Genomic DNA, 20,615 nt, shown 5'->3' on the forward strand with positions numbered 1-20,615 from the left:
AGTTTAAATATTAGTGTTTTAAATGTTGGCCCATCCAGACGTCAATACATCTACAAGATGTATCGTCTTGATCGCTAACTTGTGTTTATCAATATAGGCTTGTAATTGCAACAAGCAGGATGCATCGGTCGATATAATGTATTCGGCGTTTACAGCCAGCGCATTTTTCACTTTCTGTTCCGCCATAGCCGATGAGATCCCTTCGAACTTCACCGCAAAAGTGCCGCCAAATCCACAGCAGGTCTCCTGATCGCGCATCTCGACGATCTCAAGTCCGCCAACGTGGCTAAGTAATACACGCGGTTCATCCTTAATTTTACATTCGCGCAGAGCTGAGCAGGAATCATGGTAAACCGCCCTACCGACTAGTTCTGCACCGAAATACTCTTTCTTCATGACGTTGACCAGAAAGTCTGATATCTCGAAGATATTGCGCTGAATACCACGACAACGATTATGGTCTGTTGTATTCGTAAATAGATCATCATAGCCCTCGCGCACCATCCCCGTACATGAAGCGGATGGCGAAACAATAGGATGCTCCTCCGTAAAATCATTAAGAAACTTTTGGCCAATTGACTTCGCATCATCCCAAAATCCTGCATTATAAGCAGGTTGACCACAACAGGTTTGTTCTGTATTATATATCACATCACAGCCAGCCTTCTCCAATAATTTGATGGTATTGAAGGCTGTTTCCGGATAAAGTTGATCAATAAAACAAGGTATAAATAGCTCGACTTTATGCATTAATAGCGTTGAATAATCTGTAATTTATTAAATTTTAAAACACGAAACAACAACAACAGCCCAATAATAAAAAATACAGACATGCAAAGTGCTGAATAACGAATATTATGCGTGACCTGCTCAATGATCCCGAAGGTGAACAGTCCGATTACAATCGCGAGTTTTTCGGAAACATCGTAAAAACTAAAAAACGCGGTAGTATCCTCAACATCAGTAGGAATAAGCTTGGAATAGGTCGACCTAGACAGTGACTGTATCCCTCCCATTAACAAGCCTACTAAGAACGCCATTCCGTAGAACTGGTATTCGTTGCTTAGGAAGTATGCAGCAATACAGATGAAAATCCAAATCGTAACAACAAAGATCAACACCTTAATATTTCCAAATCGCTTCGCCAAACCCGACATAATGAAGGCTCCGCCGATCGCAACCAATTGAATCAATAAGATGGAAGCAATCAGCTTCGTCGCACCCAAATTCAACACCTTTTCGCCGAATGCTGCAGCAACGATCATGATCGTCTGCACGCCCATAGCATAAAAGAAATATGCCGGCAAGAAGCGCTTGATGGCAGGAATTTGACGGATCTTATTTAAAACCGATGTAAACTCCTTCCTCGCCTTAACAAAGAATGATAGCTTTTCGTTCTCTATCGTCGGTCTGTTTCTAGGAAGGAAGCGGAAAGGTATCTGTGCGAATGAAATCCACCACAGACCAACTAAAAAGAAGGATATCCTCGCAGGTAAGGATGGGTCGGTGATACCGAACCAATCTGGCTTGAACACAAAGATGAAACAGATCAATTGCAGCGTAACACAGCCGACATAGCCATACGCAAATCCCTGAGCACTCACCCTATCTTGTTGATCGGGCGTCGCGATGACCGGTAAGTAAGAGTTATTGAAGGCTACCCCGCCAATATACCCCATTGCCGCGAGCGCAAAGAATATAATACCAAGTTCCAGGGTTTCAATTTTGAAGAAAAACAAACCCATACAGGCGATTGCGCCCAAATAGGTAAACAATTTCATGAAGAACTTTCGTTGTCCTGCAGCATCGGAATAGGCCGAGATAAAGGGCAACGAAATCGCCATCAAAAGATAAGCAATCGACAGGGCAAAATTCGACAATGCCGTGTTGACAAGTTCAAAACCAAAAAAAGAAACGACATCGTTGCCAGTTTCTTTATTGCTTGTAATCGTAGTATAATAGACAGGAAAAATGGTTGAAGTAATAACCAAATTGTAAGCCGAATTAGCCCAATCATACATGGACCATGAACGAATTAATCGCTTATCGTTTTTCTTGATAATTTTCATAAAATGCTAAGCGAATATACCCAAATGTATTGAATTACGACTAATAGTTTTCGTAGATATAATTAACTATTTTCACCATTTCTTTTCGAACAGGGCTGGCACTTCCTAGAAAGTTATTGTTTAGGAAAGAGAAAGCAAACCGACTCCCCTTTTTCGTCACGATATAGCCACTTTGACAGTGAACCGAATTGATTGTACCGGTTTTTGCCCATACGTAGGGTTTGCCACCCGGCGTTGGATAAACATTCTTTAGCGTACCTTCCAGTCCGCCTGCAGGAAATAGATAAAACTTATCTGCTTCGTTCGGAATGTCAGCATGAATCCAGTTCAATAAAGTCACCATGCTCCTAGGCGTGATCTTGTTATACGAAGACAGACCACTGCCGTCTCTCAACTCGATCGTGTCGGGAAAGAAACGATAGAATTCCTCCTGCATATGCTGTCTCAGGCTCTTAGTGTGGAATGCTCTATTTTTTACAAAAGAGGCTACCATATTCAACTGCTCTGCCAAAAAGTTATCGCTCGGAAGCATCATTTCACGAATCACATCTCTCGTTTTTACCGAATAGATCATCTTGGCATCCAAAGCTAAGGGTTCATGCAGTAAAGCAACAGGCCGCTTTAACGTGTCTTGCAGCAAATTGATCAGCAACGAATCCGTAACATGAAATGGCTTTTCATTGATATATCCCTTAGGCAACGGTACGGAATTATAGTCCATTACATTAGAGCCATAATCTCTATGGATCAGAAACCTGGAAGTCGTATCCTGTTTATAACTGATATAGCGGTCAAAACAGCGTGGGGTTAATTCTAATTTGCCAGCTTGCTCTTTAAATACGATCACATTTCCATACATCGGAAATACCGAAACCTCCGGTTGATAATAATACTCATAATCCTCTACCGACCAACCATTTCTGTAGAACGGTTCCTGCGACTTTGTCGCCGCATAATATAGTTGCTTCTTAGAATCTTTTAAAAAGTTGAAAACCTTAGCATCTTTAAACTTCGCGTGCAAAAAGGTCGGATCGCCAGTCCCCCAGAATATCAGGGAGTCGCCGCGCTCCACATAGGCTAAGCCGGGAATAGAATCGCCTATCAGCTTCAATGCCGTATAAAGCGTAAAGACTTTAGTATTGGACGCTGGCGTAAAATGCTTATCCTCATTCTGCCCGTAAACAAATTGCTTGCTCGACAAATCATACAAACTGAAACCTACATAATGCTTGTTTAACACAGTAGAATTCTGAAAAAGCCCACTGAGCTCACTAAAGTTTTGCGCAAAAACAGATAACGTGACCAGCAAAGTACAACAAGTCGCAACGATTCTTTTCATAAGGTTGATTCAATAATCGGTAAATATAAGAGAAATAGATTGAACCTGATACCTAAGATTAGTCACATCCCTTTATTACCCAATATAAACCCCATTCAAACCCCAATCAAACCCGCTTCTGAGCGGGTTTGATTGGGGTTTGAATGGGGAGTAGTGAGTATTTAGTATTTAGTATTTAGTATTTAGTAAAACTAACTACTGAAGCCTAATTAAATGAAAAAGCTGCCTTTTCAGGCAGCTTTTTCATTTAATTAGGCTTCAAATTGCTGTTTCTATCAAGCTCTTCCTGCGGGATCGGCCAATACTCGTTGTTCGAATTGAATACCAAGTTTTTATAGGTCGGGATAATTCCGCCTTCGAATGCTGAATAGCTTTCCAGCGTAGTTTTAGCGATTCCCCAACGTACTAAGTCGAAGAAACGGTGTCCTTCCATCGCTAACTCTAAGCGACGCTCAAAGCGCACTGCTTTAAGTGCGAAATTCTTGTCTGGGAAGGATGGATAAGGTTTAACATTATATTTTGCTGCATTGACGCCAGAAGCTGTCTTCTTAGGCGCTAGGGTTGCTGCGCGTGCTCGAACGGCATTTACTAACTTCAATGCATTCGCTAAGCTTCCTGCCTCAATTTCGCATTCAGCTGCCATTAAATATACATCCGCAAGACGGATGATATTTACATCTAAGCCGGTAATATAATATTCACCCGGAGCTGTCTGAACACCAAATAGAGATTTAGGCACCATCGTTTTGATTCCTACGAATGGACCACCGGTTACTACCTCTCTAATCCATGAATCGCCCGCCATAGTACCCCAATCAAGGTATTGTACACCGCGACGGCCAACAGTATAGTCCAAACGTGGGTCGAACGCTAGATTAACATTCAACTCATAATCTTCTTTCTGACTTGCTGGTAGGCCGAAATCCGACACATAAGGGTTTGTTCTGTAATTGTCTAACAATGGTAAACCATTTGCGTCTACCTTATATGCATTTACAAGGTCGATAGTAGGCTGATAAAATCCACAACAGTTAACTGGTGCAGTTCCTGACAATCCGGAAAGCATATCGCCGACATTTCCATTCTCCGCATTTCCGTTAGAATTGATAGCATGTTTAGAAACGACAAGCGCTTCTGGGCCGTTTTCTTTTGTTACATCGAAGTTATTCCAAAATGGCATGCTGGTTAGGTCTGTTCCTGCCATAACCGCATTGAACAAGGTCAGCGCCTCTGGATACTTTTTATTGTATAAAAGAACTTTTCCAAGATAAGCCTGCGCAGCGCGTTTATTCATGCGTCCGGCATCATTATTATACTTTTGCTCGCTCAAGTTAGCAACGGCAAAGCGTAAGTCTTCCTCAATCTTAGGAAGCACATCAACATCGTTGCCAATCGTCAATGCCTGATCTGCGGTGGTATTTTCATCGAGGTATGGAATCTTCTTAAAGATTCTCCACAGATAGAAATAATAATGCGCTCGTAGCATTTTGGTTTCGCCTTGAATTTGCTTTGCACGCTCTTCAGTGATTTCTTTTGTACCGCTTTGATCGGCAGCAAGCAATTTCAATGTATTGTTACAGCGCAAGATGCCCTCGTAATAAACTTGCCACATGGTGCTCAAGTTATCATTGACGCTCGTTGCTTTATAACTTTCAATATTAGCCATGTAAGGTTGGTCTCCCCCTTCTGATCCTTTGTGGGCATTATCGGACGCCACTTCGCCAAATAGCCATTGGCTGGGTGCAGAGGCATAATTGCCCCAGGTTCCACTTACATTACCATTTAAAATACTGTAGGCTCCTAACAGGGAACCTTCAACTCCTTCTTTATTTCCTACCTGTGGCTCAGAAAGCTCCCCTTGCGGCAGCTTCTGCAAGAAATCTTTCCCACATGAGCTCAGCGCTAATGCGCCAACAAATAGATAGGTATATAGTTTATATCGTTTCATAATATTTGTTCTTTTGAAATAATAAAAATCTTAGAATCCTAAGCTTACGCCCAATGTGTACTGTCTTGATTGGGGATAAACTCCAAAGTCCACGCCCAATGCCGGGTAATCGGATGGTGTCGCTGAAATCTCTGGATCTAATCCAGTGTACTTCGTAATCGTGAATAGATTTGTTGCTCCAAAATAGATACGCATTTTATTGAAAGACGTATTCTGGCCAAACAATTTTGTGGTATTCAAGTTATAACCGATCTGTAAGTTTTTAAGCTTTAAGAAACTACCATCTTGTATATAAAGCGATGAAGTAGCCACTTCCATTTCATTAAGATCGCCTTGACCAATGATTGATGGCACTTCGCTGCTCGTATTGTTCGGGCTCCACGCATCTAATAAACGCGTGCTGTATTGACCGTTGAACACTCCGAAATCTGTGAAATAACGAGTCGCTTCGTAAAGGTCATTACCTTGAGATCCGTAGAAGAATAAGGTCAGATCGAAGTCTTTGTAAGCAGCCGCTAAGTTTAATGAGTAAACAAAATCAGGGTGTGGACTTCCGATAATGGTACGGTCAGCAGGATCGATCTTGCCATCACCATTGATATCTTTGTATTTTGCGCCGCCTTTGCGTGCTCCTGGATAGATCGGTGAATTTGACAATTCCGCGTCGTCGTTATAAACTCCATCAGCCTGATAACCATAGAAAGCACCGAACTCTTCTCCTGTCTTCAACAAAGAAGTCTGCATACTGCGGAAAGCTCCATAGTTTACTTGCGTAATCGACGGTGCTAAGGACACAACTTCATTCTTATACGTGGATATGGTACCAGTGATGTCTAGGGTGAAAGGTTTTTCTTGACGGCGGCCATAGTGGTAACCTAAGCTAGCCTCGATACCACGATTGCGCATCTCGCCAATATTTTGGTAAGGCGAAGTTGCACGACCTACCGAAGTCGCAGGTAAAGGAACGCGGAATAACATGTCTTCCGTTGCTTTATTATACCAGTCGATGGAACCGTCCAAATCGCCTTGAAGTACAGCAAAGTCAATACCTAAGTTCAATGATTTTACTTGCTCCCATTTGATGTCTGGGTTCTGATAGTTACTTTTCCAGATACCTGTCACTACCTCATTATTAATAGGATAAGACGATTGGGTTAAAGAAGCTCTATAGCGTGCCAAGTACTCATATGCACTGATGCGTTGGTTACCTGTCACCCCGTACCCTGCGCGTAATTTCAAATCGGTCAACCATTCGGCACCCTGAGCAAATTCTTCTTGAGAAATACGCCATGCACCGCTGATACCTGGGAATACCCCATATAGATTGTTCTCACCGAAGTTCGATGAACCATCACGACGAACCGTAGCGCTCAATAGGTAGCGATCTTTATAAGAATAGTCAGCCTTACCCATTAAAGAGAACATAGAGCCAACCGAACCTGATCCTCCGTTATTGATATTCGTACTACCGGCATCTAGATAGAAATAGTCCAAACTATTCAAGATGAAATAGCCATTTCTAGAGCCGTTGATACCTCTATTGCGATTGCTGATTGCCTCCGTACCTACGAGCACGTTTAAGCTATGGTCTTCTCCAAGGTTTGGTTTATAATTCAAGGTATTGGTCCAAGTCCATTCTGTAGTGTAACCGTGGTATTCGCTCATACCGTTGTTGAAAGATCCCTCCGTGAATTCCGGATTCGGATAGTTGTAGCTTAGGCCATTGTAATTCTCATAACGGATACCGAAGCTTGTTCTAGCGGTCAGACCTTGGATTACATCGTATTCTGCAAATGCATTACCGAAGAAAAAGTTCTGACGATTCATATTGTCTTTCGCACGGTAGGACATCGCTACAGGGTTTTGACCATTACCCCATCCGCCTTTGGTTCCGGCGAAGTTTCCTCCTTCGTCATATACCGGAACAACGTTCTGAATACGATATGCAAATCCCATTACCGAACCTTCCCCGATATATCCGCCGGCAGTATTCGGGTTCACCCCGAAGCCATAACCTTCCGTATAGCTATATTGCAAATTCTCTCCAAAACGGAGTTTTTTGTTTAGAGCTGAGAATTGGGTATTCGTACGTCCATTGTAACGTCTGAAGCCGGTATGTATAACGGTTCCTTTTTGATCCAAATAGCCCCCTGAGAAGGCGTAAGTTGCATTTTCGCTACCACCTGTTGCTCCAATTTGATAAGATTGGATGGGTGCGTTTTGCGACAGTTCGTCGAACCAATTGGTTCCCTCTTTGTTGGCTTTGGTTATTTGGTAGAAGTTGTTTGCATCTTTTAAGTTATAATAGTATTTCGACATTTCCACGTCTGCCGGCGTAATATCTTTATTTTTTGCACCGGCAAGTAGGTAATCAGGAACAACATTATTCGTTCCGAATAAGGTATTCTTCATATCGACAACTTGCTGAGGACTCAGCATTTTTGGAAATGCTCCCCTATTCGGCACGCCGACACCGGCATAAGCGTCTACATTGACCAAGGTTTTTCCTGCTTTTCCCGATTTTGTTGTAATAATTACAACACCATTGTTAGCACGAGCACCATAAATGGACGCCGCGGAAGCATCTTTCAAAACCTGCATGGTCTCGATATCGTTCTGGTTGAACCAGCTTAACTTTCCTTCATACGGAACGCCATCGATTACATATAAGGGTTCATTGTTATTGATCGTACTGTAACCGCGAATACGGATTTGAGGCGTGGAACCTGGAGCACCATCGTTGACAATCTGTACCCCTGTTGCTCGCCCTTGTAAAGCTTCCACTGCAGTGGCTGCCGGTTGTGATTTTAACTGGCTTACATTTACGACCGCAACAGATCCCGTCAAATCTTTCTTGCGCTGAGCACCATAGCCCGTTACTACGACCTCTTCGAAGGTAGTTTTGTCAACCCCCATTTCAATCGTGATGTTTTGAGAAACCGAAGTAACAACAGAGGAAGCCTTTAGATAGCCGATGTAGGAAACTTCCAGCACGTCATTTGCTGAAGCACTAATCTCAAAATTACCAGCATCATCGGTAGAAGTGGCAGTCGATTTGCCGACCACTTTTACAGTGGCTCCAGCAATTGGCTCTTTTGTATTAGCATCTAATACACGGCCTTTTACGGTAGATTGTACCGCATGTAGTGGATGGGTTGATATCCTATTCCATAGGTTACCTTCGGCAACAGCCATATTGCTGAATGACAAAAGTCCCAAAGAAAGCAGGAAACCGCCCCTCAGCAGCCCTTTAGGAATGTAAGAGCCACTAATGGTTTTAATTGATTTTCCCATAGTTTAATATATTAGTTGTTTTGTTGTTTTATTGGAGTTGGGTAATGGTTACATATGCAAATATTTTTAATTAAACAATGCCCTAATAGTTACAATAAATCCTTGATATGAAAGAATACATCTATTAGGTTATGATATCTTGGTAAATTCCCAAAATTTTATGCAATAGCATTCCATGCCATCGAATTACGTTAGCTAGAATATCAATGCAAATCGTGTGGAAATTACACTAAGTACTTTTGCGAAGGGAAAGGGTGTAAGTGTGTTTCATGTTTGTTCGTTTAAATTAGCTATGAATGTTTATAAATGGCCTCTTCACGATGCGGAATCTCTAGTTGGTGAATCCTATCCGCTCCTCCTCACTTATTAGGTTCTATACTACAAGTTACGTAAAGCCTTGAATAAAAAAAATATTTTTGCAACATTTTTTTTACAGACAAAAAAAAGGAGACTGATTTAGCCTCCTTCTATATTTTTACATCGTTCTTATAAGCCTAGCACATAGCGTATTCCTCCGACCACATGCTTTTGAAAAGCGATAGAATCAAAAGATTCTTTGGTATGCCCCAACCCAGTATAAAACATCCGTGCGCCTTCAAATTCCTGAAACCAAGCGATGGGGTGAACTTCGCCCATTTTACCGCCTTCGTAAGACTTCTCATCTAGATTCATCAAAACATTAAGACCTGATTGAACGTCTTTGAAATCATACCATTCATCTTTGTGCAGCCATATCATGTTTAAATGCTCGGTTGCAGGGTGCTTTCTATTTAAAACTTGGAGTTTGGCTTCTTGAACTTTGGGATGGCTCAAGAAATACGCGCCAACCAATTGATTATACCACGGCCAGTCATGTTCTGTATCTGTTGCAGCATGAATGCCCATAAAGCCTTTGCCAGAGCGTATATACTTCTGAAATGCAACCTTCTGCTCTTCATTGAAGATGGTACCTGTAGTACTGAAGAAAAGAACGGCATCAAAGGTCGCTAGGGAATCTGATAAGAATAGATTTGCGTCCTCTGAATGCACTGATTGTATACCAATTTCTGCATAGAGCTTTTTCAACACTTCAACGCCCTTTTCAATATTGTCATGTCGAAAGCCTGCGGTCTTCGTAAAGATCAACACTTTCTTCGACGCCGCATAACTAATGCCCGATAATCCGAAGAGAGTAATCATCAATAGCACTATGAACACCGCGTACTTCTTCATAATCTATTTAGTTAAGTTTCTGTAGTAATCTAAACTCTCGATAATAAGATCTTCATCGACATATTTGTTGTAATCGCAATCGCCAATGCTACGTAACAATGCAAATCCTAATTGGTTATTCTCGTTTTTCTTATCATTGCGCATTAAGTCGACTAACACAGGATAAATCGATGGATCGATGGAATAAGCTGGATAGACAGCCTTCAAGTACTGTACAATATCTTCCAACTCGGTATCATCAAGATTATTCACGCGATGGGAAAGGTAAGCCTCGCAGATCATACCAATAGCGATCGCTTCGCCATGCAATAAGGGAGATTGATCATTCACCAAAGAATAGCCTTCGATAGCATGGCCAATAGTATGTCCGAAGTTTAAGATCTTACGTAAACCCTTTTCTGTCGGATCTTCCGTGATTACCTTATTTTTAATCTGAACAGACTCATATACGATCTCATTCGGCACAACGGGCAATGTCAATGACCTACATTTATTGTATAAATCCTTGTCTTGAATTAAGCCGTGTTTGATGATTTCTGCGAATCCGGAGCGAATCTGCCGGTCATCTAAGGTTTTCAAAAATACCGTAGAGATAAACACAGCCTGTGGCTGAGTAAAAGTCCCAATGATATTTTTGACGTTGTCTAGATCAATACCTGTCTTTCCACCTACCGAAGCATCTACCTGAGACAGCAATGTCGTCGGTACATTAATAAAGTCTATCCCTCTTTTATAAGTTGCTGCTGCGAATCCGCCCATGTCTGTAACAACGCCACCTCCTAGATTTAACATTAGCGCTTTTCGATCAGCACCGAAGTCAAGCATCGTCTTCCATACACCGATACAGAAGTCAATATTCTTGTTCTCTTCGCCGGGATCTACTTCAATAATGTCATAATCCAAAATATCCGGAATTGACGCCTGTAACACAGGTAAGCAATGATCATTCGTATTGCGGTCTACAAGTATTAATAGTTGGGAGTAGTCGTGATCAATCAAAAAAGACTGTAGTTCGTTCAAATCATCTTCAAACACCACGTCATAACCTAAGCTTGTTATCTTTTTCATAATGTAATTTCAGCCTAAAGATAGGATTTTTAACGTTAAATTATCTTTACTTTATTCCCATCAAATTCGACGATATCTCCTACTTTAACTTTCAAGCGCTTTCTAAGATCGACCTCGCCATTGTACTTAACCAATCCCTCTTCAACGACCCATTGCGCCATCGCTCCGTGTTCAACCCAATTCATGACTTTCAATAATTGGATCATCTGAATGAACTCCCCTTTTAGTGTAAACGTTTGCATAAACAAAAATATGCAATTGACAACTTTTTACAACCTTCCCATTAAAATAATCTACAATTAATTAACTACTTTTGCAGAATATATAAAATATAGTATCATGGATATATCAACGCCTACAAAGCTTGACTTTAACAATACCGAAATCGCTTTTAAAAACAAAAGTGATAAGGATTTAAACAAGGCTTATTGGTTGTTCAAAATGGTAGCAAGCAATACCTTGATTAAAATTGGTACTCCCATTACCAATTTCTCCCTGAATATTGGACTTCCAATAACGGGGATCATTAAAAACACAATTTATAAACAATTCTGTGGTGGCGAAAGCATCGACGACTGTTATAACGCCATCCAAGATCTAGGTAAGGGAAATGTCACGACTATCCTAGATTATTCGGTGGAAGGCGAAGACTCGGAAGCTAGTTTCGACGAAACTTGCAAAGAGATTTTAAGAACCGTTGTATCCGCAAAAACGAATCCATTGATTTCATTCTGTGTGTTCAAACCTACAGGACTTGGTCGCTTTGATTTATTCGCGAAAATTGATGCTAAACAGACTTTAACGAGCGAAGAAAAAGCAGAATACGAACGCTTGTACGATCGTTGTGATCAAATCTGTAAAGCATGTTATGAGGCAGATATCCCAGTCCTTATCGATGCGGAGCACTCGTGGATCCAAGATACTATCGACGACATCGCAAGAGAGATGATGGAGAAATACAATCAGCAAAAACCGATTGTTTATAATACATATCAATTATACAGACACGACAAACTAGCATCGTTGAAAGCGGATTTCGCATACGCTGAAACGCAAAACTTCTTCTTAGGTGCTAAAATCGTACGTGGAGCTTATATGGAGATTGAGCGTGAAAGAGCTAAAGAGAATGGGTATCAATCGCCAATCCAACCTAACAAACCAGCATCAGATAATGACTATAACGATGCAATCTACTTTATGTTAGATCACATTGATCGTATTGGTTTTATGGCAGGTACGCATAACGAGGAATCTTGCCGTATCTTAACTGAAGAATTAGAAAAACGTAATATTCCACATAACCACCCGCATGTGTTCTTCGCACAGCTACTAGGAATGTCAGACAACTTGTCGTTCAACTTAGGAGCATCGGGATACAATGTGGCTAAATACATGCCATACGGCCCTGTAAAATCAGTAATGCCTTATTTATTCCGTCGTGCACAAGAAAACACGTCGGTTGGAGGACAGACTGGACGCGAGTTAAGCTTGATTATGAAAGAGCTTAAGCGCCGTAAAGCATCAAGATAATTCAACTTGAAGAAAGTCTCCCATTTGCGGAGACTTTCTTACCTTTGTGCCATGAATGAACAATCATTGCACAAATACCTTAAACTAAAAGAACTTTCCTCTCCCTTCAAAGCGTTATTATTTGATGTCGATGGCACACTAGCCGACAATATCTACGCACATAAAGCCGCTTATGTCGCGGTATCAAAAGAGTACGGCGTTGATTTAGATCCCGATTTAATCGACGAAACAGCAGGATGGCCAACTATTGCCGTAGCAGAAGAAATCAGCAAACGCTATCAGGTAGAATTAGATTACGAAATCTTCGCAAAAAGAAAATCTGCAATATTCATTCATGACTTTATTCAACAAACCCAACCCGTAGACTACGTGCGTCAGGTATTATTTGATTATCACGGCATAAAGAAAATAGGTGTTGTATCGGGCGGAACTCGCTCAACATTGAATATAACGCTAGATGTCATTGACGTGAAAGGCAAATATGAAACCTTGGTATGCGCGGGAGATACTGAATTTGGAAAACCCTCCCCTCAGCCCTTCTTATTGGCAGCAGAACATTTACAAGTAGATCCTAAAGACTGTCTAGTATTCGAAGATGGCGACCCTGGTGTCCAAGGTGCCATCGCGGCGGGAATGTCCTGGGTCAGGATCGATGAAATATAAACTAGTGCCTAAAAGTTCGTTATAATTCGAATACCGCCATTCGTATAATTCATATCCGCTTGCTTAAAGCTACCTACAGGTAATTTTACATAGGGCTCTACTGAAAGGTTCAAACGCTTGTTCACACGCATCTCTTTTCCAATTGAAAAGTTCACGAAGCCCCCGAAGTTACCTGTATTCACATTCTCTTCGTCAGTTTTCACCTTACGTGTCACAGGCTGTACCGCATCATTCATCTCTTTTGAGCTCGTTGGCAAACCTTTTTCGAACAAATCAGCATTCGCATTTTCGATAAAGTGTGTATAGCGATTTTGATTAAGTACTACCGCATATGTCATCCCTGTAGAAGCATATAAACCAGCATTGGTTTTATATTTCACCTCCAACGGAATTTCAAAAGCTTGAACATTTCCACTAACGGCATTCACATTCGGTAAAACCATCGTGCGACTCGCTTGCGTAGCCACCATACTATATTTAGCATCCTGTTCCAATACATCCGATGAAGCAAGAATCTGTGTCTCTGGGGCGCCAATAGGGTCTTTCATTAACCCTACCTCATATTGATTATAAGCTAATCCTGTTCGCACGCTCAAATTCTTACTGATATTATATCCTAAAAGCATACCACCACCAAAGTTCATCTGCTCATTTGTAGAGCTTGGAGAAACAAATAAGCCTAAATCAAAACGTTCCGAAAAACTAAACTTCTTCTGTCCTAGCTTAGGTTCTTTACCATCCGCTTGCATAGCAAACTGATCTCCTTGATAAGCCATGACATGCCCACTATTACCCGAACGAACGGGCTTAGCATTCGATAAGTTCACTACATTCCTAATCTGAACACCTTCTGCCTTTAAGGTAGGAATATTCATCATTTGCGGTGCAAAAGCAACATGCGCAGCTTGCAAATCACCTAACTGTAACTCTCCAACAGCATGCTCATTTGTATTCGTATTAGTCGAACTCATTTGCTGCCATGCGGTTTGATTAGCAAGCAATCCTGACGTCACTCCTGAGCTAAGGGAGCTTGCAGATGGCAAATCATTCGGTGTTTCAAGCGGCGAATCCTCTAATTGCGGTACAACCGTCGTTTGTTCCGTCGGATTTGAGTTATTCGCTGTAAGCGTATTATCACCAACAGGTGCTTCCGACCAATTATTTACTGCAAAAAATGCAATTAAAAGGGCCGCAGCCGCACTAGCCGCCCAATAATAATAGGCAGCCTTCGTACGCTTAGGTGCAAATTGGGCGCTCTGGAATTTCTCCCAAGCACCTTCGCGATAAGGTAGCTCCTCCTTATCCTTTAATGACCTAACAATGTGATCAATAATGTCTTTATTTTTGTTGCTTTCCATTTTTCTCTACGAATCAGGATTGTATTCTTTCTAAATCAATACGCGTAGCATACAGCTTTCTAAGCTTTTGCTTTGCTCTTGTCAAATAAGTTCTTGATGTGCTCTCTGGTATGCTTAATTCTCGAGCGATCTCATCATGTGAGTAGCCTTCGATTTCATACATATTGAATATCGTGCGTTGGATATCCGGCAGTTCACGAATTAGGGCGATAATATCATTATACTCTAAACGGCTGTCTGCCTCAACTGCAAAATGTAGGGTGTCACTACCGTTCAGATCGTCCAGCATATACATCTGCTTACGAACGCGAAGTGCATCAATAGAGGTATTTACAGCGATACGTCCTATCCAAGCTTTAAAAGTTTTCTCCAAGACGGTATCATCCTCATGTATGCTAAAGCTCTCAATTTTAGTAAATATCTTCACAAAACATTCGTTCGTCAGCTCCTCTGCTTCCATCTCATGCTTCATGTAACGAAATACAATAGCCATCACGTAGCCATAATATTTTTTGTACAAGAAGGCTTTACCCTTCTCCGAGTTAGACACAGCACACTTATCCAAAGCAACTCTAAGGTTCAATGGGGTGCCATTTCCAAGGTATTTATTTAAAATTCCCACTGGTTATCTAAGCTCCAATACTGACATAATTTCTTCTCTTCCTAAAATCGTTTAATTAGCCTTATTCCATAATACTACCTCAAAATTACTTATTTTATTATCAGTACGTAAAAACTTGATGAAATGCTACAGGATATACTGAAATAATGACTACTATCATTATCATTCTGCGTAATATTTGGTAAATTTAAGTGACGCAAAAAAGAAAGACCATGAGAGCCATATTATTCCCTACCGATTTTTCAGACATTGCAACAAATGCATTTGTCTATGCTTTGCACATCGCTAAGTCGATTGATGCCAAGATATATGTGTTGTACACTTATGTAGAACCCGTATTATCCGCTACTCACGCCGGTCAGCCCGAGTTAATTGGCGAGGTTTATCAAACCATCGAACTCAACCAATTCGAAACGTATAAAAAGAAAACCCAAGGCATGCGCACGATTGCTGAGTCCGAAGGTGCTTCCGACGTAGAGCTTGTTTTTCTCTTTGAAGAAGGCCCTGTGTCCTCCGTGGTGAAGAAGATCGTGGAGCGCGAGAAAATTCATCTTGTCGCGATGGGCACCCATGGAGAAAGCGGCTTCCTATCCAAAATCATCGGATCGAATACTGTCAATGTTATCAAAAACATTCAGAATCCGGTATTAGCGGTTCCACCACATGCCAAATATCAAGGCATCAATCGTGTGGTATTCACTACGCTCTTCCGCGAAAAAGATAAACCGGCACTCCGTGAAGCTATCATTATGGCGAAGGCTGTCAACGCGAGACTCGATTGCTTAAATATCCTTCACAACTCGAAAGTCGGCGATGTCATGCTGCAAACCGAGAACTGGCGACATGAGTTTCCTAACGAAGACATCAACTATGTGCTCCTCGATGAGGTAGAAAGTATAGAAAATACCATAACAACCTATCTGTTGGAAAACAATATTGATATCCTGGCTGTTGTGAAACGCAATAGGGGCTTTTTCGATCGTATGTTCAACAACAGCATCAGCAATAATCTAGCATTTCACTCCAAAGTTCCTATTTTAGTGTTCCATGAGGAAAAATAAGATATGCAGCTTCTGATTAAAAAACTAGAAAAAGAGAAAAAACTGGGAGAAAAAGCCAGCAAATACACCCAAATTATCGATGAAAAATCGGTTTCACACGGCGTGCTGTTCTTTATCCCCCTAGATAAATTCGAAGCGAAGGTTTTGATTCCTGCGCCTTTCCATGAAAGCCTATTCGTTCATGGTGACCCTACTTATCAGCAGGTGCTGAACCATAAGGAGGCTATGATGCTGAAGTAGTAGTTAGTAGTTAGTAGTTAGTAGTTAGACCTATGGCGGCTTGTGGATTTTAGACATTAAACATTAGATATTAGACATGAGACGTTAGATTTTAGACGTATGTTATAATAGCATATTTGATATAATCTTCGCACATAAAAAAATCCTGAGGTTGGGGGCCTCAGGATTTTTAACAAACCAATTATTAACCTAATTATGAAATTATTTACTCTTTTTACTCTACGCTGTGCGCTTTTGCTACAATAATAACGGATCTATCTATCCTATCGTATTTTTAAACCTTCACCTTAACAATTTTTAACAGGAATGCATTTTAAGTGGCAATATCACGACATTTCCGATTCTGTTTATTTGCTTCCCGACAACGTTTTGGGTATATTTGGTTAATAACCTTTTTAATTTCCTCATCATGAAACATGCCTTGCTCGTCCCTACCGATTTTTCAGAGAACGCATGGGTTGCTGCCCAGTACGCTGCAGAATTAGCAAAGAAATATGATTGGAGTGTTCAGATACTCCACGTCTATCAAACATTCTCGCGATTGCTTGCCACGCAAGAGTTTAAAGATGAAGTTAGTCGACATAATACGAATGCCGCTGAGGACGACATGGAAATCTTCTACAATCGTTTTAAAACGGCCTATCCAAGTATTGATAGCACAGCAGCCTGTATGGAAGGCAACCTGAATGATATTATTCTAAATCTAATTGATGAAAATCCGGTAAAGTTTATCGTAATGGGTACCAAAGGTGCTAGCGGTTTGGTCAATGTCGCCATTGGCAGCAATACCTACGAGCTCATCCGCCATTCTCCGATTGGGGTGCTCGCCGTACCGGAAAACTATGGAGACTTTAAGTTTGAAAAAATAGGCGTATTAACAAACTTCAAGGATCATGATATAGAAATATTGAGCGAGTTTGTAGCACGAACTGGTCTAAGTCTGAAAATATCGTTGCTACATGTCAACGAGGCAGCGAAAAAACCAAGCTCCGAGGATGTGCTTTTCTGGCAAGAGAAGGTGATGAAAGAATTGGGAAGCGATGAAGTAACTTATCATGACTACGAGATGGTCAACCGCCTGGACGTCAGGGAGCCGATCACATATGCAGTTGAACGATTGGTTGAAGATGAAAATATAGATGTGCTACTCGTCTCCTACACTCGTAAGAGCTTTTTCCGAAGTTTATTTTCAAGAAGCCTACCTAAGATCATAGCGAATAAATTGACCGTACCGACTTATTTCAAAAAAACGGATTAGAGAGAAGCCTTTACATAGAAAAAGACTATAATAACAGAGCCCTTTTGATTAGAGGGCTCTGTTTATTTATTTGTTCGTTAAATCCTATACTTATTTAGCTCCCATAACCGGATCGGTCATGCTTGGCTTTCCATTTTCCTGGTGGCCAGCATAGATCAATAAAAGCTGTCCATCCTCTTTGCTCGTCACTTCCATGTGATACCAGCCGGAAGAACGTGCAAGATTCCAAGTATGCCCTGAAGTTTTTCCTTTGGTAACTTGTCTCGAAGCATGTCCATACGCAATATGTTCAATAGACAAACCTATAGCTGAGGGGCTAGTCTTTAATTGCAGTCCGCGCATATGATCCGCAGCAATTACAGTCACTGCAGAAGGTATATTCTTTTTGCTAAATGCGAAACGGCGATAAAAGCCGTTTGGCCCATAGACTTCTATATCAATTTTATCACCCACAAACTTATCAAAAGACCACTTATAATGAATCGACTCATTCGGTTTGACCGCAAAATTGAATACTCGATCAAGTTCGGATCGCTCCCCAAAAGGCACTGCCGATTTCGCAAAAAATGGAACACCAACAACCTTATGCGCAGGCAACTGACCAGCCACTTGAAAGATTAGTGTAAATATTTGATTAGCCTTATCCACAGCGAAGTTCACATCTATGTCGTACGGAATAGCACAAGCCTGTTTGGTTCCAGGTTCAGCTAACTGCAAACCATTATTTCCCTTTTTGAAGGAAATGGCTTTCGCGTCTTCTAGGCTGTCCAGTACATCGAAATCTTCCGGCAAGCCCTTCGCCTGTGCCTTATAGATTCGGCTAACTTCCGCATCGCGATCGACAAAATCGATGGTAGGACGCTTCGAATCTTCCGGTTTGCGGAAGACTGAAGTCAAATCGCCACAGACCAAGCGTCGCCACGCGCTGATATTCGATTCCAAAACCTTCTTACCGGTCTTCTTCTGAATAAAATGTTCTAAGAATTGTAAAGTCGAGGTATGGTCGCATACTTCAGAATTCACCCAACCGCCTTTGCTCCATGGAGAAGCAATCACTAAGGGCACTCGGAAACCTAATCCGATTGGTGAATCAAGTGTACTTTCGTTATTCCCTGATCTTTTCTTCTCTTGTTCATTCGTGACGAATTCATCTGCCGTTTCCATTCCTTTAGGCACAGCACCCGTTTCCGGTCGTGTATGTAAGGCAGGAACAAATGGTGGTATATGGTCGAAATAACCATCATTTTCATCATACGTCAAGATGAATATTGTTTTTTTCCATACCTCAGGATTTTTAGTCAAGATATCCAAGGTCTCAGAAACATACCACGCGCCAAACCATGGCGAGCCCGGATGATCCGAAAAACGACATGGTGCCACGAGCCAGGAGACCGTAGGTAGTTTGTTCTCTTCCACGTCTTTGCGGAATTGATAGAATAGATCTCCTTTAGGGACTTTCACAGTCCTTTCCGTTCCACTGTCCGAATACGTAATATCTGCTAAGCTATGATAGTCTGGATCGCTCGTATTCGTGGTGAAAGCGCGCTTATGAATCTCCTGTTCCTGTTTACTCAACTTTGCAAAATTGGCTGGAGAATAGCGCTCTACATCTCTTTTATAGCCTTCTAATCGATTCACCACTTTTTTGTAAGCCTCCTCGCTCGCAAAGCGGCTCGTCATCAGTTGATGTTCGATTTTAGGAATCTCTTTCTTTATATACTCATAATATGCCGGATGGAACTTCACCTGGTATTGCTTATGGAATTCCAAGTTATTGTCTGTAAAATTGGCTAGCCAATCTTCCTCTTCGCCCTCAAATCCTACAGGGACACTAAGCTCATTCTGATAAACACGCCAATCGATCCCAGCCTCTTGCAAGCGTTCAGGATACGTCTTCCAAGATACATCGCGATAGTTGATTTGTCCGTTGTCCACATGTGCCGTTGACTCTGGATTGCGAGGCTCCTCGCGTACTGTGCCAGACCAAAAATACGAGCGATTAGCGCTAGTACCGGTCAAAGAAGAACAGAAATGCTGATCGCAAACCGTAAATGCATCCGCAAAAGCATAGTAAAACGGCAAATCCTGACGATTGTAATACCCCAAGGTCAATGGCATATGCTGATAATTCGGATTACCCGCCTTTTTTGCCTCCAACCAGGTATTCATCTTCCCATTGTTTCGAGCGTAGACCATATCGCGCCAACCATGCGGAAGGGAACCCATCCATGTAGATTTGGTCTTTTCGATGTCCAAATGAAACGGCGTGTAATATTTTCCCTGTGCATTTTTTTGAAGCCATATCGGTAAACCCTGATTGGTAATAGTTCGTGGATCGTTAAATCCACGAACACCCTTTAGTGTTCCGTAGCTATGGTCGAAAGAACGGTTTTCTTGCATCAAGAAAACGACGTGCTCGGCATCTAGATATGTTGAACCCGCAGGCGCATCAATCGCCAAAGCGCGTTGAATAGAATCAGGCATAAACTGTGTCGCAGCTGTTGCGCCAGCTAATAAGGAAGCTTTTCTTAAAAAGTCTCTTCTAGTATCCATGAGGTACTGCTTTTAGGAAGATTTCAAACAATAGATTAATTTTTGAACAATATAGAGATTATTTCATGAAGCACTAATGACTATACAAAGAATTAACATGAATTACATCACAATTTAAAGTGACAAATGTAAATTGGTTTACAATAGATTAAAACAAAAAGAGAATGAAAATTATTTAAATATAATTTTCACTTTTATGATTTATTATTTACCTTTAAATTAACTTACCGTATTACACTACAAATCAATATATTATGAAGATATTCCTATTCCTTTGTGTATTATTTTGGCTTTTCTTCATCTTCTGTCTTATTATTTCAAAGAAGTATAATCTTGAGCTAACCTGCGACTGGTTGTTATTTTACAGTTGGTTAGGAACTTCCTTTTGGTATATCTTGAT

16 protein-coding genes are annotated in these 20,615 nt (G+C 41.2%); 5 read left to right on the top strand and 11 right to left on the bottom strand.

The features are described 5' to 3' along the window. Window positions 1-18: 18 nt before the first annotated feature. The 8 genes from DSM08_RS11690 to DSM08_RS11725 all read right to left on the bottom strand — a co-directional run bounded on the left by DSM08_RS11690 (window position 19) and on the right by DSM08_RS11725 (window position 11,172). Entirely contained in the window at window positions 19-750 is a 732-nt protein-coding gene (locus DSM08_RS11690; protein WP_149526323.1) for a (Fe-S)-binding protein, read from the bottom strand. After that, window positions 750-2,069, bottom strand: a complete 1,320-nt coding sequence (locus tag DSM08_RS11695; protein WP_149526324.1) for an MFS transporter — start codon at window positions 2,067-2,069, stop codon at window positions 750-752. The genes DSM08_RS11690 and DSM08_RS11695 overlap by 1 nt, the downstream gene beginning before the upstream one ends. A gap of 40 nt (window positions 2,070-2,109) precedes the next feature. Beyond that, entirely contained in the window at window positions 2,110-3,408 is a 1,299-nt protein-coding gene (locus DSM08_RS11700; RefSeq protein ID WP_149526325.1) for a D-alanyl-D-alanine carboxypeptidase, read from the bottom strand. A 247-nt stretch (window positions 3,409-3,655) separates the two neighbouring features. Then, on the bottom strand, window positions 3,656-5,356 hold the full coding sequence (locus DSM08_RS11705) for a RagB/SusD family nutrient uptake outer membrane protein (RefSeq protein ID WP_149526326.1): 1,701 nt from the start codon (window positions 5,354-5,356) through the stop codon (window positions 3,656-3,658). A gap of 30 nt (window positions 5,357-5,386) precedes the next feature. After that, window positions 5,387-8,650, bottom strand: coding sequence for a SusC/RagA family TonB-linked outer membrane protein (locus DSM08_RS11710; protein ID WP_149526327.1), 3,264 nt, complete (start codon window positions 8,648-8,650; stop codon window positions 5,387-5,389). A 486-nt stretch (window positions 8,651-9,136) separates the two neighbouring features. Further along, entirely contained in the window at window positions 9,137-9,862 is a 726-nt protein-coding gene (locus DSM08_RS11715; protein ID WP_149526328.1) for a ThuA domain-containing protein, read from the bottom strand. A gap of 3 nt (window positions 9,863-9,865) precedes the next feature. After that, window positions 9,866-10,930, bottom strand: a complete 1,065-nt coding sequence (gene aroB / locus DSM08_RS11720; RefSeq protein WP_149526329.1) for a 3-dehydroquinate synthase — start codon at window positions 10,928-10,930, stop codon at window positions 9,866-9,868. A 35-nt stretch (window positions 10,931-10,965) separates the two neighbouring features. Continuing rightward, window positions 10,966-11,172 (bottom strand): RNA-binding S4 domain-containing protein, encoded by a 207-nt coding sequence (locus DSM08_RS11725; protein WP_149526330.1) that lies wholly within the window; start codon window positions 11,170-11,172, stop codon window positions 10,966-10,968. 97 nt (window positions 11,173-11,269) lie between these two features. On the opposite strand from DSM08_RS11725, the gene DSM08_RS11730 reads away from it, so the two are divergent. Together DSM08_RS11730 and DSM08_RS11735 are read left to right on the top strand one after the other, a co-directional pair. Continuing rightward, a complete protein-coding gene (locus DSM08_RS11730) occupies window positions 11,270-12,460 on the top strand; it encodes a proline dehydrogenase family protein (protein ID WP_187773854.1) in 1,191 nt (396 codons plus the stop codon). 51 nt (window positions 12,461-12,511) lie between these two features. After that, window positions 12,512-13,123, top strand: coding sequence for an HAD family hydrolase (locus DSM08_RS11735; RefSeq protein WP_149526332.1), 612 nt, complete (start codon window positions 12,512-12,514; stop codon window positions 13,121-13,123). An 8-nt stretch (window positions 13,124-13,131) separates the two neighbouring features. Here the strand turns inward: DSM08_RS11735 and DSM08_RS11740 are convergent, their stop codons facing one another. Both DSM08_RS11740 and DSM08_RS11745 read right to left on the bottom strand, forming a co-directional pair. Then, the gene (locus tag DSM08_RS11740; protein ID WP_149526333.1) at window positions 13,132-14,481 is read right to left on the bottom strand and encodes a hypothetical protein; all 1,350 of its coding nucleotides are present in this window, start codon (window positions 14,479-14,481) and stop codon (window positions 13,132-13,134) included. A gap of 13 nt (window positions 14,482-14,494) precedes the next feature. Beyond that, window positions 14,495-15,103: an RNA polymerase sigma factor gene (locus DSM08_RS11745; RefSeq protein WP_149526334.1), complete on the bottom strand. Its 609-nt coding sequence runs from the start codon at window positions 15,101-15,103 to the stop codon at window positions 14,495-14,497. A 212-nt stretch (window positions 15,104-15,315) separates the two neighbouring features. On the opposite strand from DSM08_RS11745, the gene DSM08_RS11750 reads away from it, so the two are divergent. The 3 genes from DSM08_RS11750 to DSM08_RS11760 all read left to right on the top strand — a co-directional run bounded on the left by DSM08_RS11750 (window position 15,316) and on the right by DSM08_RS11760 (window position 17,662). Beyond that, a complete protein-coding gene (locus tag DSM08_RS11750; protein WP_149526335.1) occupies window positions 15,316-16,164 on the top strand; it encodes a universal stress protein in 849 nt (282 codons plus the stop codon). Between the two features lie 3 nt (window positions 16,165-16,167). Continuing rightward, on the top strand, window positions 16,168-16,404 hold the full coding sequence (locus DSM08_RS11755; RefSeq protein ID WP_149526336.1) for a hypothetical protein: 237 nt from the start codon (window positions 16,168-16,170) through the stop codon (window positions 16,402-16,404). A 409-nt stretch (window positions 16,405-16,813) separates the two neighbouring features. Next, window positions 16,814-17,662: a universal stress protein gene (locus DSM08_RS11760; protein ID WP_149526337.1), complete on the top strand. Its 849-nt coding sequence runs from the start codon at window positions 16,814-16,816 to the stop codon at window positions 17,660-17,662. Window positions 17,663-17,752: 90 nt separating this feature from the next. On the opposite strand, the gene DSM08_RS11765 is transcribed toward DSM08_RS11760, so the two are convergent. Further along, window positions 17,753-20,215, bottom strand: a complete 2,463-nt coding sequence (locus DSM08_RS11765) for a phosphocholine-specific phospholipase C (protein ID WP_149526338.1) — start codon at window positions 20,213-20,215, stop codon at window positions 17,753-17,755. Window positions 20,216-20,615: the final 400 nt, after the last annotated feature.

It is taken from the genome of Sphingobacterium hotanense, assembly GCF_008274825.1.
Classification (GTDB): Bacteria; Bacteroidota; Bacteroidia; order Sphingobacteriales; family Sphingobacteriaceae; genus Sphingobacterium; species Sphingobacterium hotanense.

Excerpts from the sequence above, each read along its gene's own strand:
- DSM08_RS11735 (WP_149526332.1), top strand. The coding sequence starts at position 12,512 with ATGAATGAACAATCATTGCACAAATACCTTAAACTAAAAGAACTTTCC.
- DSM08_RS11760 (WP_149526337.1), top strand. The coding sequence starts at position 16,814 with ATGAAACATGCCTTGCTCGTCCCTACCGATTTTTCAGAGAACGCATGG.
- DSM08_RS11690 (WP_149526323.1), bottom strand. The coding sequence starts at position 750 with ATGCATAAAGTCGAGCTATTTATACCTTGTTTTATTGATCAACTTTAT.
- DSM08_RS11740 (WP_149526333.1), bottom strand. The coding sequence starts at position 14,481 with ATGGAAAGCAACAAAAATAAAGACATTATTGATCACATTGTTAGGTCA.
- DSM08_RS11695 (WP_149526324.1), bottom strand. The coding sequence starts at position 2,069 with ATGAAAATTATCAAGAAAAACGATAAGCGATTAATTCGTTCATGGTCC.
- DSM08_RS11700 (WP_149526325.1), bottom strand. The coding sequence starts at position 3,408 with ATGAAAAGAATCGTTGCGACTTGTTGTACTTTGCTGGTCACGTTATCT.
- DSM08_RS11765 (WP_149526338.1), bottom strand. The coding sequence starts at position 20,215 with ATGGATACTAGAAGAGACTTTTTAAGAAAAGCTTCCTTATTAGCTGGC.
- DSM08_RS11715 (WP_149526328.1), bottom strand. The coding sequence starts at position 9,862 with ATGAAGAAGTACGCGGTGTTCATAGTGCTATTGATGATTACTCTCTTC.
- DSM08_RS11750 (WP_149526335.1), top strand. The coding sequence starts at position 15,316 with ATGAGAGCCATATTATTCCCTACCGATTTTTCAGACATTGCAACAAAT.
- DSM08_RS11730 (WP_187773854.1), top strand. The coding sequence starts at position 11,270 with ATGGATATATCAACGCCTACAAAGCTTGACTTTAACAATACCGAAATC.
- DSM08_RS11755 (WP_149526336.1), top strand. The coding sequence starts at position 16,168 with ATGCAGCTTCTGATTAAAAAACTAGAAAAAGAGAAAAAACTGGGAGAA.
- DSM08_RS11705 (WP_149526326.1), bottom strand. The coding sequence starts at position 5,356 with ATGAAACGATATAAACTATATACCTATCTATTTGTTGGCGCATTAGCG.
- DSM08_RS11725 (WP_149526330.1), bottom strand. The coding sequence starts at position 11,172 with ATGCAAACGTTTACACTAAAAGGGGAGTTCATTCAGATGATCCAATTA.
- DSM08_RS11710 (WP_149526327.1), bottom strand. The coding sequence starts at position 8,650 with ATGGGAAAATCAATTAAAACCATTAGTGGCTCTTACATTCCTAAAGGG.
- aroB (WP_149526329.1), bottom strand. The coding sequence starts at position 10,930 with ATGAAAAAGATAACAAGCTTAGGTTATGACGTGGTGTTTGAAGATGAT.